The sequence below is a fragment of the Mesorhizobium sp. WSM4847 genome (genome assembly GCF_055811335.1).
Genome location: NZ_JBVVPY010000006.1, coordinates 1 through 18,886 on the forward strand (window position 1 = coordinate 1; position 18,886 = coordinate 18,886).

General features: G+C 61.4%; 11 protein-coding genes. 2 read left to right on the plus strand and 9 right to left on the minus strand.

The genetic code is table 11. The features are described from left to right. Nucleotides 1–171: 171 nt before the first annotated feature. Nucleotides 172–735 (minus strand): DUF6931 family protein, encoded by a 564-nt coding sequence (locus AC0L28_RS09960; protein ID WP_473477099.1) that lies wholly within the window; start codon nucleotides 733–735, stop codon nucleotides 172–174. 190 nt (nucleotides 736–925) lie between these two features. On the opposite strand from AC0L28_RS09960, the gene AC0L28_RS09965 reads away from it, so the two are divergent. Then, nucleotides 926–1,456, plus strand: coding sequence for an OmpA family protein (locus AC0L28_RS09965; protein WP_023801284.1), 531 nt, complete (start codon nucleotides 926–928; stop codon nucleotides 1,454–1,456). 54 nt (nucleotides 1,457–1,510) lie between these two features. On the opposite strand, the gene AC0L28_RS09970 is transcribed toward AC0L28_RS09965, so the two are convergent. From AC0L28_RS09970 to tagH, 8 genes are all read right to left on the minus strand, one after another. Further along, complete coding sequence (locus AC0L28_RS09970; protein ID WP_473477102.1) at nucleotides 1,511–3,130, minus strand: caspase family protein; 1,620 nt, start codon at nucleotides 3,128–3,130, stop codon at nucleotides 1,511–1,513. 186 nt (nucleotides 3,131–3,316) lie between these two features. Beyond that, nucleotides 3,317–5,650 carry a M23 family metallopeptidase gene (locus tag AC0L28_RS09975; protein WP_473477104.1) on the minus strand — a complete coding sequence of 778 codons (2,334 nt, stop codon included), beginning with the start codon at nucleotides 5,648–5,650 and terminating at the stop codon, nucleotides 3,317–3,319. Then, entirely contained in the window at nucleotides 5,647–6,153 is a 507-nt protein-coding gene (locus tag AC0L28_RS09980) for a DUF1036 domain-containing protein (RefSeq protein WP_473477106.1), read from the minus strand. The genes AC0L28_RS09975 and AC0L28_RS09980 overlap by 4 nt, the downstream gene beginning before the upstream one ends. A gap of 11 nt (nucleotides 6,154–6,164) precedes the next feature. Then, nucleotides 6,165–8,831: a serine/threonine-protein kinase gene (locus AC0L28_RS09985; RefSeq protein WP_473477108.1), complete on the minus strand. Its 2,667-nt coding sequence runs from the start codon at nucleotides 8,829–8,831 to the stop codon at nucleotides 6,165–6,167. A 5-nt stretch (nucleotides 8,832–8,836) separates the two neighbouring features. Next, nucleotides 8,837–9,604, minus strand: a complete 768-nt coding sequence (locus tag AC0L28_RS09990) for a PP2C family protein-serine/threonine phosphatase (RefSeq protein WP_128172598.1) — start codon at nucleotides 9,602–9,604, stop codon at nucleotides 8,837–8,839. 159 nt (nucleotides 9,605–9,763) lie between these two features. Then, the gene (gene tssM / locus AC0L28_RS09995; RefSeq protein ID WP_473477110.1) at nucleotides 9,764–13,327 is read right to left on the minus strand and encodes a type VI secretion system membrane subunit TssM; all 3,564 of its coding nucleotides are present in this window, start codon (nucleotides 13,325–13,327) and stop codon (nucleotides 9,764–9,766) included. Between the two features lie 22 nt (nucleotides 13,328–13,349). Beyond that, entirely contained in the window at nucleotides 13,350–14,858 is a 1,509-nt protein-coding gene (gene tssL / locus AC0L28_RS10000) for a type VI secretion system protein TssL, long form (RefSeq protein WP_473477113.1), read from the minus strand. 416 nt (nucleotides 14,859–15,274) lie between these two features. Further along, nucleotides 15,275–16,354 carry a type VI secretion system-associated FHA domain protein TagH gene (gene tagH, locus AC0L28_RS10005; RefSeq protein ID WP_473477115.1) on the minus strand — a complete coding sequence of 360 codons (1,080 nt, stop codon included), beginning with the start codon at nucleotides 16,352–16,354 and terminating at the stop codon, nucleotides 15,275–15,277. Nucleotides 16,355–16,554: 200 nt separating this feature from the next. Here tagH and AC0L28_RS10010 point away from each other — a divergent pair, with 200 nt between their 5' ends. Next, nucleotides 16,555–18,882 (plus strand): type VI secretion system Vgr family protein, encoded by a 2,328-nt coding sequence (locus tag AC0L28_RS10010; protein ID WP_473477118.1) that lies wholly within the window; start codon nucleotides 16,555–16,557, stop codon nucleotides 18,880–18,882. The last annotated feature ends 4 nt before the right edge of the window (nucleotides 18,883–18,886 follow it).

The following is an 18,886-nucleotide window of genomic DNA, read 5'->3' on the forward strand; positions in this document are numbered from 1 at the left end:
GGCTGGGGATAACGGTGAATGGCGGCTGCAGGTTAGCCAGGCAACTAATTCAGAGAATTCTGCAGCCAAGTGGAATCACCTGGCGTCGCAGGAATGCGGCTTAATCAAAGAGATAGAGCCGGATGCTCAGCTCAATTTGAACGTATCCCGCTCGCGGATCCGGGCGACGGTCTAACTCGCATCCGCTGACTGGCGCAGCGCCTCTGTCTCTGCCAACTGAATGCCCATTTCGACAAACGCGGAAAGAACTGAAAAGCGGTCCTCCAACGCAACACGTGCCAGTCCGGCCAGAACCCCCGCACTCACCGCGCGGGCGGCTGGCGGCAAGGCTGGCGCCTCCACAGCTGAACCGTTGCCATGCCGTCCTGCAGCCAGGGCAATCCAGGCGGCTGGCGTTGTTGGCGGCATTGCCGCAGCCTCGCTCACTTCCGGGCGATGGTGAGGGCTATCCGGTTCGCTGACCCAGTCACGAACAACCGCGAGCAATTCCTGGTCCCTGCTGTCGAGCAGAACGGTGAGGTGGCTCAGGCATTCATGAGCCCACCACACCGCAGCCCGCTCGGGAAGCAGATAGGCACAGAACGTAATCGCCTCCTCTGGCACCCGCCCGGCCAGCAGGGCGCGGCAAAATTCGATTGAAGGCTGTTCGGTCGGAAGTGCCACCATGTCCCTGGAAACAGCGGGGCAGGCCATGAAAAGGTCCCGTGCCGTTTTGAATCGAAGCTCATTGGCCATGGCGCCACGCTTTCCCTAGGGAACAATCGACACTGAAGCCCTGGGCGGGGCGGGTCAAGTCTCCAGTCCCTGGCAAGATGCGACTGCCCTTCATCACTCGTATGCTTGACGTTTATTGACAGACAACCGCTTCGCAATTTGGTATTGTCCGCAGTCGATGAAATCGATGCTCAAGACAGGAGTAACCGTTATGCGGTTGGGCAGTTTAGCCTTCGTGTTTACGGTCGCGTTTTATTCGACCCACGCTTTTGCTGATCCGCTTCAGAAATCAGAAGACATCGTGAAGTTTTTTGACGCGGCGAGCGAGCTCGGCCCGCCGCGTGGAATTTGCGTCGGCACCGAAGAAGAGTGCAACAGCAAGAACAAGGCAGCGCCTGCGGAAAAAACCAGCCTCGACATGCTGATCAATTTCGGCCTTGATTCTGCGGAACTCGATGCGACTGCGCGTGCTGAACTGGACGAGTTCGCCAAGGCACTGAAGGACAGCCGACTGAGCACTTTGAACTTCGTTGTCGAGGGTCACACAGATGCAACCGGCTCGGAGCGCTACAACGAGGGGCTGTCGGAACGCAGAGCCAGATCGGTAACAACCTTCCTCACCTCCAACGGCATCGATCCTGCCCGCATCAAAGCGACAGGCCTGGGCGAAGCGAGTCCGCGCAACCCCAATCCATTCGATCCGGTAAACCGCCGGGTGGAAATGCGGATAAGGACCGAGTAGGGCCGCTCCGGCCACCGAGGCACGGCCCGCGTCGACATGCCTGAAACCGGCTCGTCAGTTGTTGTTGAGCACGCCACCCACGGCCACACCGGTGCCGAAAATCAGCGCCTTGGTCAGGAAGTCGTTGTTGTCCGGCGGCGGAACATCCCGTCGAACCACGACCTGCTGCCTGCGGGGCTTCTGTGCCACCACCGGCTTTTGTGTGCGGGCCTTCTGTGCCACCGGCTTCTTTGTGCGGGCCTGCTGCACCTGTTTCTTCGGCTGTGCTCGAGCCAGATCGGCAGCGTAGCTGGCGCGCACCGATTCCATCATTGGATCCGTCTGGATCACCAGGAACGTCAGTTGCTCGCGTGTCAAAAAGGTCGTCTGCGGCAGGCCGTTTTTCGCTTGCCAGATGCCGATCGCCTGGCGGGTTTTTGGGCCTATGTTTCCGTCGATACGGCCAAGCTCGTTGCCCAAGGCTTCGATGCGCAACTGCAGATCGATACGGCCTTGGCGATCGAGACCGATCGCGCTTTCCGTCAACTCGGTGCCCGGGGCGTGCTTCACCTCGTCCGAAACCCCAACCGAGGTGCGAACGGCTGAGCCGGAAATTGCGTTGGCCTCGTCCTCATCGACTGCCGGGACCTGCCGATCTTCGGCCTTCGGTTCGTTCAACTGGTCGATGTTCAGCCGTGCCACCGTGGCGAAGCGGCCGCTCGGAAACTGTTCAAGATAGGCTTCGTAGAACGGAATGGAATTGCGCTTGGAAGCTTCGTCCCACAGACGCTGCTCAACCTCCCAGGAAGGAGGCTCGTTGGTCACCGGGGCAGGCGCCGGTGTCATCGCGCCGGACGCACCAGCGATCGGTTTTGTGGCAGGCGCCGCTTCCGCTTTGGACTGTCCCAGGAAGACCTCGCGTCCCAGTGATGCGTTGTGCCAAGGTCTTTGGCGACCTTGTGTCGTTTCGGTCACCTGGCCGCGCACACGCGTCAGCGCGCTCTGGATTTCAACGCCAGGTTCAGTCAGGTGTCTGGCGAGCGCCGCGGAGTAGGGACTGTTTACGCCGTTGCCGTCGAAAGCGATGGCGCCGGGGTCGGTTGCATACGCAATCAAGACTCCGCCGGTTCCAACGCCGTCCGATCTTGCTTCAATCGGCGCCAGTCCGGAGCCAAACGAGGCGGAACGGCTCTTCGGCATCGAGGCGGCCAGCGTCCTGGCCAATGGATTGTCGCGGCAGGCATCGAGGATGATGACGCCGATCGCCGGCTCGGCTGGTAACGCTGCCATGAAGTCGTCGATCTGAACGGTGCGGGTCTTGAGATGAGCGGGCGATGTCAGTTCGGCGTCTATCGGAATCAAGAAATTCTTGCCGTCGACCTGCATGCCGTGGCCGGCATAGAAAATGACGGCGAGCTCGGCATCGTAGGATTGCTCGGTAAACCGACTGATGAGGCTGTGCATGCCTGCATTGTCTTGATCGAGCCCCTCGATCACCTGGAAGCCGGCATTGCGTAGCGTGGATGCGATGAGGTGCGCATCGTTGGCGGGATTGGGCAAGGCAACGGCATGGACATATTTACTGTTGCCGATGACCAGTGCCACGCGTTTGGCATCAGGCGCGGCAGCCTCGGCTCCAAGCGACGTGATGACAAACAGGACAAACCCGCTCAGAAAGACGGCAAATGCTTTCATGGTCCAGCCCTCCGCCCCGCCGGGGCGCACTATCGATGTCTGCGCATGCCAAAATGGCTCCTGGCCGTATGTGATCTCGACCACAGTTTTGGTTCACAAAGGCCCAAAAAAAGTTGGCTATAGTAGCACTTGGCAGCAGGAACGCCAATGGACTAACGGCAAACTCGCGCGCCTCGAGAAGCACGTTCAAAGGGTATTCTGCATCGAGCCTATGAGAGCCGTGATCGCCTGCTTGTATTTTTCGAACTCGGGCGATGTCTGCCGGACTTCCGTCGTTGTCGTTGTTTGTTGGCTCGCTTCAACCATCGCCGGGCTCAGCTTCCGCCCCATTTTCCTTTCGGCCCAGCTCACGACATAGCTGGCGGACTTGCCGGTGAGAAACGGGTTGGCTTGAATGACGGCCGATCCGAGCACGGCGCTCAATTGCGCCGAGCCCGGCGACGACAACACTTGATGGGCGCCTTCCATCCCCAAGAAATGACAGAGATAAAGCCGGCCGGCTGTGATCTGGTGGCCGCGTGCCCGAAGATAGGCTTCGCCTTCGCGCGCCAGATTGCTGACCATCTCGCGCGAGATGGTGGCGTCAAAACGCAGAGCGAGCAGGTCGGCGGTTGACAGTGTCCGCGCCAGTTCCGGGCGGTAGGTGTTCATCATCCGGATCCACGTCTTGGTTATGAACTGACCGGCGCCGGTCGCCGAAGAAAGTGGGTTCTTGGCGCGGGCCTTGCCGCCACTTTCGACTTGAACGATACGCTCGGTCAGCGTTTCGACAGCGGAAGCGTCCGTCGCGACTGCCGTAACCGTGCCCAGCGGATCGATCGCCTGCCCATTGCGATAGAGTTCGAAATGCAGGTGCGGCCCGGTCGAAAGACCGGTGGTGCCGATATAGCCAATGATATCGCCTGCCTTCACCTTCGCGCCGACACCGGCCTTATCAGCGAATTTCTGCATATGCGCATAGCGCGTCTCGCTGCCGTCCCCGTGCGAAATCTTCACCAAATTGCCGTAACCACTTCCATCGCCCTGAAAGACGATTTCGCCGTCGAAGGCGGCGGCTATCGGCGTGCCCAGAGGCGCCGCCCAATCCACGCCCTTGTGGATACGAACGGTTCCGAGGATTGGGTGCTTGCGTGGGCCGAAAGTCGAGGTCATGACCCCGTTGACCGGGGTGACCATGCCATTGGCGATTGTCAGCGAGCGAACCTGATCGTCGCCGCTGACGCATGCAAACTGGCCGTCGGTCTGCTGGAACACGAAACAGTCGAGGCTTTTTTCGCTACCCTGGACGCCAACATACAGCACCCGTCCGGCCGTCTCTTCCTTGCCACGCGGTTTTTGCGAATAGATCAGGACCAGACGCTGGTCTTCGCTGGCGAAGGCATCCAGATCCTGTCCTCGCGACAGATACATGATCGCTTCTCCGATCACGCCGGTTGGAACTTTGTTGCGCGCTGCTGTCGAGTAGATCGCGTCGAGCAGCCGGTATTGCCTTTTGTGCGTGCCTTGCGCCTGTGCGCCCGAGTAGTTGAACAAATCTTCGCGGACCCAGGGGTCGACACCAGACACAAACACACCGGCGGCATTGCGCGTCAGCGTGCCGACAAATACGTTCCTGGCGTAGATCGAGACCTGCATGAGGGACATGGTTGTCGTCTCGCGCGTCGGCCTGAAACCGCGCATGGCGACGACATGACCTGGCTCAAGGCTCTCCCGATTGAAAAGCGCCTTCAGCGCTTCGCCTGCCAGCTTGGCATCCTCGGCGGAGAAATGCGCATCCAGGGCAACACTGTCCAGGCTGCGGTCGTTGAGGATCTTTACGAAAATGTCCTCGGTAGCCTCGTATCGTTGATGTTCACTGATGACATTTGCAACGCTTGTGTTGTTTTCGATCTGGGTTTTCTGGAACGCGGGAAGGGCTGCCTCGCCTGAATCGATTGTTTCGCCCCAACCTGCTTCGGCATCATCGACACCCCCCTGCGGGTCCGAAGCAACCGGAGCCTCGTTTGGAACGGGCGGTGGCTGAACGTCGTTTTGCAGATCGTTGGATGGCGCCGGCGCGGTCTGTCGCTGCGCCTGGAAGAATGCGAAATCTTCTTGCGTGGACGGTATCGTCGTCATGAACTTTTCGCTGGCGCTAAGCATCACGTCGGACAGAATCTCGATCTGCGGAGAAACGCCGACCTGGTCGAGTTCTGCCGGCCGCGGGATGACTTGGCTTTTTGTTGCGCCGCCGGTGTCGGGCGCAAGCGTGATCCACATCGGGTCGCCTGCGAGATCGATGATGGCAGGCACATAGACAGATGCGTCGGCCGGCACATCGTCGGTTCCCTCGACGGCATGCAACTCCTCATCCTCGTCGCCAAACGACCAATAATCCGCGGTGAGATAGAAGCCGACAGCGATCGACGACAGGACAGCCACAGCAAGACCGGCAAGCAGCCTGCGCCAGAGCCTGCGTCTGCGCAGGGCGGCGCGGGCCTGCTTTTTCAACTTGAAGCTTGTGTCGATACTGTGCGTCACGGATTGCTTCCGGTCAGAAAGAAGGTCCACCGCGCCTGTTCAAGCGTATCGACTTCGAGAAATCGTGCGGCGATATGGCCGCGCTGCCAGCATTCATCGATGCCGCGTATCGAGAAACGCCGCCGGTCGATGCACATTTCGGTCGACCCGGTCAGGGTCGCATGGCCAAAGACGTCCGTCGCATAGATGTAGATGTAGCGGTTCGAAAGTTCCTCGCGGATGACGTTGACGCACTGATTTGCGCCGATGGTCCACCAGCCATCGGTCTGGTCGGCATTGTCGACCTTTTGGCCGACAGCGAGATTGACGACGTCGAGCGTCTGATTGCAGACGGTGAATTCGGCGCGCGCTTCGTGAGGCGACAGGAGAGCCAGCAATGTCGCGCCCAATATGACCGTAAGTCTGATACGGCCTGTCAGGGCAAGCAGGCCGCGAAGCCAGTCACGCTGATTGTTGGGCGGGACAGCGGTCAGGAAGGAAAAACGCGAGCTGCGGAGGTCCATCGGCGTCCATGCTACCCGCCGAGCCGGAAGTACTTTGCCGTGGCGGAGAACTCAGCTCGGTTGGCGTCGATCTCTTCGAGTATCCTGGGCAACAGCAGCGCGGCTGGTGTCGGCTCGGAGAACGCCGCAGCGTGAATATCCTGTGGACCCGTGATCACCATTATGATCTGCGGCACGACCTTGCCGGCCGCCTTGTCGGCTGCGCCGAGATCGATCGGAATGTTGAAGGTCGCCTTGTCCGCTTGCGCCAGCATAAGATCGTCGAGGCTGAATGCCATGCCCCTGTGGTCGATCAGCAGCACGCTGGAAATCAGGCCGCCCTGCGTCACCAGCGTGCCGCCGATCGGCGAGCCGCTCGGCACCGTCGTTCGATCGAGAACAAGCTGCGGCTTGTCAGCCGGCATCTGGTCCAGAAAGCGCAGAAAGTTGGTGACTTCGCATTGAGCCGGCTCAATGAGGCGGACGCTGATGTCCGGTTCGACACGGAATCTTGCCTGGAAATCGGACAGCATTCGTTCGAACGGCTGGACCTCCGTGCCCAATCCTTCGATGGCGGCGGCGGCCTCGGTTGCCGACGTCAACGTCGCATAGAAACAGTCGCCGCCGTTGAAGTCCCGCACCCAGGAGACCCGTTGCGCAGCGGGGTCGAGGGCATTTTTCGGCGGCAGTTCCAGGTCCGGTTTCGGCACGTTCAAGGCAACAGTGGCTTCGCCCGGCTGTTTGCCTGCCGCCGGCTCGTCCTGCTGCCGTTTTGCGTTCGCATCATCCGTCTGGCTTGCCGCGGGTTCGGGCACCCGCCCGGCCGCCTTGGGTTGTGCCTGCTGGCTGGCCGGCCGATCGGGCTTCCGGCTCTCCATCATTTCGGGCTGGACCGCTGCGGGCGGCGAGGCCTTGTCGGCCGGCGGCATTGGCGCGACCTGGATGCGAGGCGGAACCGGCGTTTCCTCGGTTGGCGAAAGGACTTCGGCGGGCGGTGTCGGCTGCAACTTTTGATCAGCCGCGGCATCTGCCCGATCTTCAGCTGGCGATGGCGCCTCGGCTGCCGCCGGCTCCGAGGTGTCCTCGGCGGCCGCCCGCTGCGGGGTTTCCTCGGTTGGCGAGAGGACTTCGGCGGGCCGCGTCGGCTCCAGCCTTTGATCCGCCGCGGCATCTGCCCGATTTTCAGCTGGCAACTGCGCTTCTTCTGCTGCCGGCTCCGAGATTTCCGCGGATGCCGCCGGCTCCGAGCTTTCTTCCGATGCCAACCGCTCCGGGGTTTCCTCGGATGGTGAGAGGACTTCGGCGGGCCGTGCCGGCTCCAACTTTTGATCCGCGCCTGCCTGACTTTCGGTTGGCGGCGCAGTGGCTTCTGTTCGTGACTGCTCAGGTGCAACTGCTTTTGCCGGCTCATCGCCCGGCGAATTTGCCGCGCTGTCCGTCGGACCCGGTTTGGATGCTTTTGGCGACAAGAACGCTGTGTCGCCGGCGGTCGGCGTGGAAGGCGCCATCACGCCGCTGAGATAAACGCCTGCACCCGACGCGACAGCCAATGTCGCCAGGACAGCGATCGCGATCGATCGGGTCCTGGCGGACTTTGCCGGGACCTTTGGCAAGACCGCCCGAGCAGGACCGGCAACTGGCGACGGCCTTGGCTCGGACAGAAGCGCCGGCCGGACATGCGGAACGAAGCGCTGCTCACCGGCGGCCGCCGGAGATTGACTTGCAATCTTGGGGCCGGCAATCTCGGGGCCGGCAAGCCTGGGGCCAGGCGCGGCGGTTCCCCCGGTTCGCGGCGTCCGGTCGCGCGGTGTGATCGACGTTGGCGGCCTTGTCTCCTCGTCCGTGTCGTCACGTGTCGCCCTGGCGATATCGGCCATGCTGATCGGCCGGTCTTGTGGGTCCGGCTGCAGCATGGCCTCGACAATTTCGCGAAAATCGGCGTCGATGTCGGAGAGGTCCGGAACGGTTCGGCGTTTTTCCACGATCTCGTACTGGGAGCCGCCCATGTCGATCGGTTTCCCGCGCAGAGCAGCGGCCAGCACCAGGCCCAGGCTGTAGATGTCGGATTGCTCGCTGACATCGCCGCTGTACAGCCCGAGTTGCTCGGGAGAAACGTAATTGTACTTTCCCGCGAACTTTCCGCCGATCAGCGTCTCGCCGCCGACGGTCGCCGATCGCGCGATGCCAAAATCGATGATCTTTGCGCGATCGACCCGGCCTCCTGGCAGGATGATGTTATCCGGGGAGAGGTCGCGGTGTATCGCTCCGGCCTGGTGCACGGCGCTCAAGCCGGAAGCCAGACGATGGCAGAGCTTGCGCACGTCTTCCGTCGGCATCGGACCACGTCCCATGATATCGAACAGCGATTGGCCGTCGACGAACTCCATGGCGAGGTAGGGGCGACCAATACCCGGGTCGATCGTGAAGACGTGATATCGCACGACCGCGTCGTGCGACAAATGATTGAGGATCGTCGCTTCCTTGCGGAACAGCGACAGGATCGTCTGGTCACGGGCGAACTCGGGCAATACGATCTTGATGGCGACATGGTCGCCGGTCTGGATGTTGTGGCCACGGTAGACTTCGCCCATGCCACCGAATGCGATTCGCTCGTCCAGTTCATAGATGCCGCTGAGTTGCGTGCCGACCGCTGTGGTGGCCACGTCAGGCGATATCCGCGTCTTGTCGTCGGCGCTCATCGGCCTCAGCCTTCCGCTCTGGAAGGACCGGGATAGGCCCCATTGCGCCCGTCTCCGATCTTGACGAGCACGATCGTGACATTGTCCGTTCCCCCGCGCGCCAGCACCATCTGCAGCAGGTTTTCGCAGGCCGCCTGAGGTGTCGCCGACACCGCCGCCGCCTCGATCTCGGCGTCTGTGACATGCGCTGTCAGCCCGTCGGTGCTCAACACGAATATGTCGCCCGGCATGATTTCGCCTTGCTGGAAATCGATCACGATCTCGTCGCTGACGCCGACCGCATGGGTGATGACGTTGCGGCGCGGCCAGGCGAGTGCTTCGGCTGCGCTGATCATGCCCTTGTCGAGAAGTTCCTGGACTTCGGTATGGTCCTTCGAAATCTGCGAGATCGAGCCGTTGCGGATCAGGTAGACGCGACTGTCGCCTGCCCACAGGCAGGCAAACCGCCCATCCATCGCCAGCAGGGCGGCGACAGTGGAGCCAATGGTTACCCCACGGGATTGCGATATCCTGCGGATTTCGGCGTTGGCCCGGCTCAGCCGGTCCTCGAAGCGCGCGCGCAGATCCGGTGCAGAGCTTGCAATGCCGATCGTTGCCAGATGATCGACGATGCTGGCCGAAGCGACTTCCCCGGCATCATGGCCACCCATTCCATCGGCCACCACCCACAGGCCGGTTTCCGGCTCGACCAGATAGCTGTCTTCATTGAGCTCACGGACACAGCCTCTGTGGCTAACGCCGAAGCTTTCAAAGGGAAGGGCGACAGTGTTCACTTTGCCACCAAGCGCTTCTCAAGCGTCCTCTGCGGCGCCCCGTCAGGTGCTCGCTCGCGCCAGTTTGCCACAGGCTCGAACGTTAGAGTATCGAAATAAACGTCCGCCCATCTGTTGCCGATGGACAGCCGCACCGTGTTGGGAAATTCAAAAATCATCTCAAAACGCCTTTGGACAGCTGAACCCGGAAAGCGCAGGAAGGAAGAGAGGGTTTTGGTCCGAACTGGCCTGGACCGTATAGGCGACATCGCGTCCGCCGATCACGAAGCGGGCTTGCGTGTTGCCGCCGGTGCTGGTGATATCGGCCTTGTCCAGCAGGCGCTTCAGTGCCCACGGACCGTCGAACTTGATCGCGGACTCACGGCCCGGCATTTCGGGAATGAGGCTCAGGCTCGCCGACGCGGAAGCCATGCCGCTCGGCCAGGTCACCGTGCTTGGCGCGTTGCCGGCCTGGTTGCTTTGGACGATCTGGCCATCGACGTCGAGTACCGCCGTATCGGCATCGCCATGCAGTGAAAACGGTGTAAAGGTGACACTGACCGACGGCACCGAACCACCTGAAGGAAAGAAGGCGTTGCGGATTTCCGCCGCCAGCTGGAAGTTTTTCAAGGTCGACTTCGACAGGTCGCGCCCGAAACGCGCATCCTGCTTCCAGTTCCAGTCCTGGCCGGTCATGTCGATCAGCGATGCGAGATTCTGTGCGAAGAACCGGTCCATCAGCCCGCCTGGAGCGAACAGTTTCGCAAAATCCGCCATCGCAATATCCTCCGGGCCATCGCTGGCGAAGGGATAACGGCCCTCGACCATCTCCTCGCAGGCGCGCGTGACCGTCTGGTCGAGCAGCTGGTTCAAATTCGTCAGCGAGGTTTCTGCGACGTTGCCGTCAAGCTCGTCGGCGGTCGCAGTAACCATTCGGGCGAGTTGCTTGGGCAGCCGCGAGACATTGGCGCGAAGCGTGGATATCTGCAGCTGCAGATTCATGTTGGCGCGTTCCGTTTGCGAAGGGATATCGGCCGCCAATTGCAGGCTTTGATGGATGTCGCGGAAATTCTGGGTCAGTGCATCGATCGGGCGGCGCCCAGTGGGACCGCTCACCAAAGCCTGGAATGATCTGAATTGCGCTTCGATGTTCGCCCCGGGGTACTGGTTTTGCGCGCGAGCGGACCCCGTGCCGGCCCGGCTTTGCGATTTGCCGCCGGCGATTTGAATGCCGATGCGGGCCAATCCGCTGGCGATATCTGCAGCGTTTTGCGGCTGGTTTTGAAGCATGCCGGCTTCGGCCCCGGAGCCTGACTCTTCACTGGAACCAGCTTCTCGCGTCAGCGCTGTTTCGTCGGCTATCGCGGTAAAAAGCTGGTCGATTGGCGAGCTTGGTGACGCGGCGGCGGAGAGCGCGATATAGTCCGGCTTGTCCTCCAGCATTGGCTTGAACTTCAGCTTTTCGAGAACGCCGTTCCACGCCGCGGCGAACTCCCTGCCATAGCGCTCGACAAGTTCGGGACCGAGTTTTGGCAATTCCTGGTCGATGCCGCCTTGCTCGGCGCCGCCGCCGAGAACCCACTGGTCATCGACAAGCATCTGCGCGATGCGCGAGAGTTGTGCGAGATAGAAGTTGTTGAAGCCGCTATAGGTGTAGATACCGGGAACGCGCAGGCCCGACAGATCGCCACCATCGACACGCTCGAACAACAGCTGCGCTTCCGGGCCGCCTTTGACGGAGACTGAAAAATCGTCCAGTGCTGCGGCGTATACCGCCGACTTCACCAGGGCAGAGGCACGATCGGCAAGGCTCATGCGTCCAAGCGAGCGTTGAGCGGCTTCGACAAGTGGCTGATTGAGTTCGAAAACCGGATCATAGGCGTCGTCCAGCGCCAGCATGGCCCGCAGATGCTTTTCGAGTTGCGCCCGTCCCTCGCGGTTGTTTTCACCCGGATACCGGTTCTGCTCCCAGTCCTGCTTCATCCACGACACGATCAGCTCGTCGTCGACCTTGGGCGCCTTGCCGCCAAGCATCATGTAGATCTTCAGCGGTTGGTAGAGCGCGGTGGGATCAGCCATCCTGGCCTGGATCGTCCGTTCGGCCTGAAGCAGCAGGCGCGAGCGGAACATGCGCTCCAGCGCCTGCCGGTAAGCTGTCTTTGATGCCGAAAGAAGTCTTTCCCTCTGACTGAGGCCGAACGTCTCCTGGATCGGGGTCGGCAAGTCACCGGTGTCGAACCCCGCCGGCAGCTCGCGCAACTGGTCGAGCGGGCCGATGACGTTTTCGAGGTCGACATCGGCGACTTCAGTGCTTTTGAGGAGCGGGTCCGCCGTCTCGCGATACTGGCCTGCAGCTTGCGTGGTAGAAGCGATCAGCGACCTGTTGGCTGAAAAGCTCAGGGCCAGGGTGCCGAGAGCCGCGGCAGCCACCAATGCTATTGCGCCAAGGCCGCCATACCTGGCGATCGCTGCACGCCTTTCAGCCGATTTGTCGTATGAAACCCAGCCGGATTCCGCGAAAATGACGCTGGTCAGAAGATCATGCAGGAAGAAGCTCTTGCCGGTGCCGGAAAGATGGGCGCGAGAAGCGCTGCCGAAATTGCGGCCGATTGCGCCCAGCACCTGGTCGATCGGCGTGCCCTCCTGCGTGCCTGACGAAAAATAGAGACCACGCAGGCTGACATTCACCTGGCCGCGGGCCGGATCGAAGATGCCGGCGACGAAACCGGCAATACGGCTTTTTAGCGCGTCAAATTGAGCTGGAAAGCCAAAGATGGCTATGCGCGCGACCGGATCGGCCTCTTCCTGCAGGCGGTCGGCCATCTCCTCTGCCAGGCGCTTTGCCAGTGCGTCGAGTTCGGCCGGTGCCTCACCGGCCATGTTCTTGCTGCGATCGGCGGTCTGGAATGTCGCGCCCCACACTTTGCGGCGGCGCTGCTCGTCGAAGCCGCCAAAATAATCCATGAAACCGGAGACAAGGTCGGCCTTGGTGAAGAGCAGGTACACCGGGAACTGGATTTTCAGTGTTTCGTGAATTTCGCGCAGACGGCTGCGTATTTCGACGACATGGGCGTCAAGCTGCCGATCATCGAGGCTGATGAGATCGGCAAGGCTGATGGCCAGAATAACCCCGTTTATCGGTTGCCGGGTGCGGTATCCCTTGAGCAGCGACAAGAAGGCGAGCCAGCTCTTCTTGTCGCTCTGCGCATTGGAATCCTGCGTGGTGTAGCGCCCGGCGGTGTCGATCAGCACCGCCTGGTCGGTGAACCACCAGTCGCAGGATCGTGTGCCGCCAACGCCGGCCACTGGCTGGGCGTCGCCCGAACCGGCAAGCGGAAAATTCAGGCCCGAATTGACCAACGCCGTTGTCTTGCCGGCACCAGGCGGGCCGATGACGACGTACCAGGGAACCCCGTAGAGGAAATTGCGCTTGCCGCTCGACCGCTTGAGCGCAGCGATGGCTTCATTCATCCGAGTCTCGAGCACCTGCGAGTCGTCGTCCCGGTCGTCGTTGCGGGCGACTATCGTCTCGAGCGCCTTTTGCGCCTTTCGCTTTTGCCAGAGACGCACTCCATAAAACAGCGTCGCGATCGCAACGATCACGCCGATGATCGTCACGCGCAGCCAGACGGGTGCCAGTGGACGCGTGTCGGCAAAGCGGATCAATGGTCCGGCAAACCAGACGGCTGCCGCGAAACCGGCCAACGCAATCGCGCTGAATATCCGCAGCAGCCAGCGCGTCATGGGCGCTTCCAAATGGCCGTGCTCACAGCGTTTCCTCCTTGGGGATCATCAAGTCGACACGGCGGTTCTGGGCGCGGCCTTCCGGCGTCGCATTGTCGGCGATCGGTTCGTCTTCACCCTTGCCGTCGACGGTGATCCGGGAAGGCTTGCTGAACCGTGGCGCCATGACAGCTGCGACGGCCTTCGCCCGGGCGATGGAAAGGTCGAAGTTGGATTTGAACTCGCTCGATTTCCGCGGCTTCACATTATCTGTGTGGCCGACGATCATGATCGGTCCAGGCTCCGGTTCGAGTGCTGCGGCGATGTCCGCGGCGATTGGTCCAAACTCCGGTTTTATCTCGGCCCTGCCGGACGGGAACAGCAGGACATTGTTGATCTCCACGATGATGAACCTGCCCTGCGTGCCGACGCTCAGCCCGCCGCGCGCGATAGTCTTGGCCAGTGCCGCATGGATGCGATTGATCTGAGAACGGGTAGGGGCGACAGGCGGAGCGACTTTCACCGGCGCAGCCGACGGCACCACGCTGGCGCGTTCGATGGCGATCGGAGTCGACGGATCGAGCGCCAGCAATCTGCCGGCAAGGGCATCGCCCTCGTCGGTAATGAAGACCCGCAATGCGAAGAATGCCGCCGTCAGCAGCGCCGACGCAGCCGCCGCAATCACCCAGAGCGGCAGCCGGGCCGACGACTGTGGGCTGGACACCGCCAGGCTTTGCCAGTGGGGGGAGATGTCGTCGTCGGCGCGCGTCCTGAAGTAACGAAGCGTCTCGTAGACGTCGCGGCGAACGCGTTCGAGATTGTTGTCCTCGCGCGCAAGGCCTCGATACTGGCCTTCGAACCCCAGCGACAGGCAGGCATGCATCAGTTCAAGCAAATCGTAGTGTGCCTCCGGCGCCGCCAGTATCTTGTTCAGCGCTTGGTAGAAGCCTGAGCCGGTGGGCACGACGTGAAAGAACTGTGACAGCATGCTGTGCTGCGCCCAGGCGTCTGTCTGGGGCCAAGGCAGGTTGCCGATGAGGTCGTCAGCGGTTTCGCAGAGAGCAAATTTAGCGATCCGTGCATCTTCCTCGGGAACACCGGCTTTCTCCATTGTCCGGTCGAATTTTTCGATCGCCTCGGCGACATGTTCCGCCAGTTGCTCCGCCTGTCTTTCGACAGCCATAAGCCTGAGCTGGCCAAACAGCATCAGCAAAGGCGCGGCCGCGGCGAGGATCTGATTTGCTGCGGAATATCTGACGCTGTCCGTGGCATTCAGCAGGATGTCCTGCTGAATGCCCGGCGCCGCCGCAAAGGAGCTGGTTGCCGCCGCAGCGCCGGGGTCTGCAGCCTGATAAATCACGGTTCCGGATGTCCAGCCCGGCGGTGCATGCTGACCAGGATCGAAAACCGTTGAATCCTTGACCGGCGAGGGACCGGGGCGCCCGCCGTCGGCAACGGCCCGCTGGGGATCGGGCGCTGATTTTTCAGCACGGCGCGGTGCGCGAATGACGGTCTTGCCCGCTGGGCCGAAAGGGTCGTCCTTCGAGCTCATCGCCAATCGTCCGTGCACGCGTCGGTGCCGCATGCGCGCCACATCAGGGCAAGACGGTCCCCGGCCGGGCGCAGGGACTGCAGGCGCAAGAACTGCAGGCGCTGCTGACGAGGGCAGTGTCCGGAGGAAGGTCGGCTATATCTTTCTAACCCGCAGTAACATGACATGTGCCGCAGACCCCCAGGTCAATCAGCCTTACCCGCTGGCGAATTGTCGAAAATGATCGTAAGCTTAGAAACGGTCGATTGGAACCAGATGCAGCGCTGCCAAAGAATTTTTCTTCGCCAACGACAGCGCCGTATCTTTGGGCTCGCCAAGGATACATTCCACCTGGTGCGTGATCCGCTCCGCAGCCGAAGCTAAGCGCAGCAACCGATCCGATTTTCGGGGCACCTGCCAGGTTCAGTCCTGCCGGTCTACTTTTGCTTGTCGGCTTTGGCATAGGCTTCGCTGAAATAGGCCAGGAATATGTCCAGCATGCCGTTTTCGTGCGCTTCCTCCATGGTCCGCCATTTGGCGACGAAGGCGTCCCAAGCCAGGCCCTTCTTCGATGTGAACGACGTCGGTGGGAGTTTTTTGCTGATCGCCTCAGGCGACAAATCGTCAAGCAGCCGGGAGAGCGCAGCTTGCATGGCTGCATAGGTGGCAAATTCGTGCGTCTTGAGATCGCGGAACGCGTCTTCGACACTGTGCTTGGCATCAAGGTAGCCGGATCTGCGCCGCGCAAACATGATTTCTAGGATGTCGTCGGTTCCCGGGACGAACTTTAGGGGGTTGTTATCGGCAGCGCTGATCATCGTCCGGTGTGTGCTCTTGGCCAGTATTTTCGCAGCCGCACGTGCCTTCAGCAGCAGGGCCAGTTCCTCGACAACAGTCCGAAGCACCGCGCCGATTTCGGCGGCCGCTTCATGCGGATCACGCGATTGAAGCAGTTCCGGCGCGATGCCGGCTGCAATCGCGATGTCCCGCAGCACCTCGTCTTTCGTCGAAGCGAGAGGCGCGGGCGTCGAAGCGAGAGGCGCGGGCGGCGAAGACGTCGACACCGGTGCTCTCTGCCCGGGCCGTTGCTCCACCGGCTCGAAGAAAGGCTGGTCTCCGAAATCCCGCGGCCGGCCGGTGGTGATCGGCATTTGTCGCTGCGTCGAACCGTGGCTGCTTCGCGGAAGCCCTGTCGCGGCCCGCTCGTCGTCAATCGAAACCAGGACGACATAGCGGCCGATCAGCAACCGGTCGCCTTGACCGAGCCGGTGGGGGCCGGCCATGCGCTGGGTCGATCCGTTGATGAATGTGCCGTTGCGCGAGATGTCGTACAGCCAGAACGCGCCTGCCTGGTAACGCACTTCGCAGTGTCTGGCGGAGATGAACTTGTCGGGGTCGGGCAAGGTCCAGTCACAGGCCTCGCGGCCGATTTCGAAGCTGCGATCACGAGCGGAGTAGCCGGTCGACATACCGGCGGGCAGGGAGACGACATTGTTGATCTGCAGCCTGATATACATTCAAAATCGCCGTCGATCCTGTCGGGAAACTCACCCAGGACACCCCATTATACCAGCAATTTCTGAGCGCGGCGGCACAGAAGCGTTCAAGTCGATGATTCCACAGGGGGCCAGGCTGCAGTCACCAAGGGTCCCCTTTGGTCGGTGCAAGACATGTGCTAGGCTCAGGCAGAAACGAGCGGCGGGAGGGGGCACGACCCATGCCGAACGAACGTGCCACGGTTGTGCAGACGCCGGTTGGCGCTGACCTGTTGACCTTCACGCATCTTGTCGGGCGCGATGAGATCAGTCGTTGTTTGGCCTATACGGTCGGGTTCGTCAGCAGCAGCCCCGAAATCGATCCGCTGAAGATGCTGGGCGGCGCGGTTTCGATCGAAGGTGAATCAGACCCCAAACGCTGGTTCAGCGGCCTTGTCTCCGAGTTTCGGCTGACCCGGATCGAGGACCGTCTGGCCTACTACGAAGCCGTCATCAGGCCATGGCTCTGGTTTCTCGGCAATACCACCGATTGCCGTATTTTCCAGAACATGAGCGTCATCGAAATCGTCGAGGAGGTTTTCTCGAAATACAGCACGGCAAAATTCGAGAAGCGCCTGCAAGGGTCCTATCCGCCGCGCGAATACTGCGTCCAGTATGACGAGAGCGATCTCGATTTCGTGCAGCGGCTGCTCGAGCACGAAGGCATCCTGTATTTCTTCGAGCACGACGAGGGCAAGCACACGCTTGTGCTGGCCGATGCCATGAACAAGCTCAAGCCGGCGCCGGGCTATGAAAAGGTGCCCTATCACTTTGAAGGGCAGGGCTCCCGGCGCGATGTCGAATACATCACCGAATGGATTCCGGGCAGCTCGGTGCGGCCGGGCGCCTATGTCCATACCGACTATGATTTCGAGAAGCCGGGCGCCGACCTGATGGCCAAATCCGCCCAGCCGTTCAGCCACAAGCTGGCCGCGGGCGAGAATTACCGCCAGCCCGGCGCGCATCTCGACGTCGGTCGCGGCGACAGCCTTGCCGCGATCCGGCGCGAGGAAATCCAGGCTGTGCACCAGCGCATCGCTGCAGTCGGCACGGTGCGCGGCCTGTATTCGGGCTGCACGTTCAAGCTGGACGGCTTCCCAAGGGAAGACCAGAACCAGGAATATCTGGTGGTCAGCGCCGAATACAGGCTGTTCGATCCGGGCTACAGAGCCCTTGCCGACGTCGAAAGCGAGAACTTCAAGGTGATCCTCGGCGTGGCGCCGACCGCCTTGGCCTATCGCCCGCCGCGGGTCACGACACGGCCGATCATGCGCGGCCCGCAGACGGCGACGGTGGTCGGCCCATCCGGCGAGGAAATTTTTACCGACAAATATGCCCGGGTGAAGGTGCAGTTCCACTGGGACCGTCTCGGCAAGAAGGACCAGAACAGCTCCTGTTTCGTGCGGGTTTCGCAGACCTGGGCCGGCAGCGGCTGGGGTTTCATCCAGATACCGCGCATCGGCCAGGAGGTGATCGTCGACTTCATCGAAGGCGACCCGGATCTGCCGATCATCACCGGCTGCGTCTACAACGCCTCCCAGATGCCGCCCTACGGGCTGCCGGGCAGCGCCACGCAATCCGGCTGGAAATCGGACTCCTCGAAAGGCGGCGGCGGTTACAACGAGCTGATGTTCGAGGACAAGGCCGGCTCCGAACTGGTCAATTTCCAGGCGCAGAAGGACCACAACCTTCTGATCAAGAACGACCGCACCAAGCTGGTGCAGCACGACCAGTCCGACCGCATCGACCACGACGCCAAGCACTCCGTCGGCCACAACCTCGACGAGGACGTCGGCAACAACAAGACGGTCAAGGTCGGCGTCGACCAGACCACGGATATCGGCAACAACGACACCGAGACGGTGGGGGTGAACAGGTCGCTGACGGTGGGGTCGAATGAGACGATCAATGTTGGGTCGAACTCCACCGAAACGATCGGGGCCAATCACACGCAGACGGTGGCGCTTGTGCAGACGGTGACAGTCGGTACCGCGCGCGTCGATTCAGTGGGTGCTTCTGAAACCCGAAGTGTAGGCGGCCCACAAGCGAATACGATAGGGGCGACTCGGTCGGTGACGGTGGGGGCGGCGCAGAGCCACAGCATCGGCGCAACGGACAGCTGGCAGATCGCTTCCAACCAGAGTGTGTCCATAGGCGGCGGCCACACCGAGAGCATCGCGAAGGATCAAGGCTCGACGGTCGGCGGCGGACGCACCGCTTCGGTGGGCAAGGACGATTCGACATCCGTGGCCGGCGCGCATTCGCTTTCCGTCGGCAAAGACAGTGCCATTTCGGTCACAGGCAATGGCACGATCAAAATCGGCAAGAAGTTGGTCATCGATGCCGGTGACGAAATCCTCATCAAAACGGGCTCGGCCAAGATCATGATGAAGAAGGACGGCACGATCGCCATCGAGGGCAAGGACATCTCGGTCAAGGGATCGGGCAAGATCAGCATCAAGGCATCGGGCGACATCACTATGAAGGGCTCGAAGATTGCGGAGAATTAGGAGG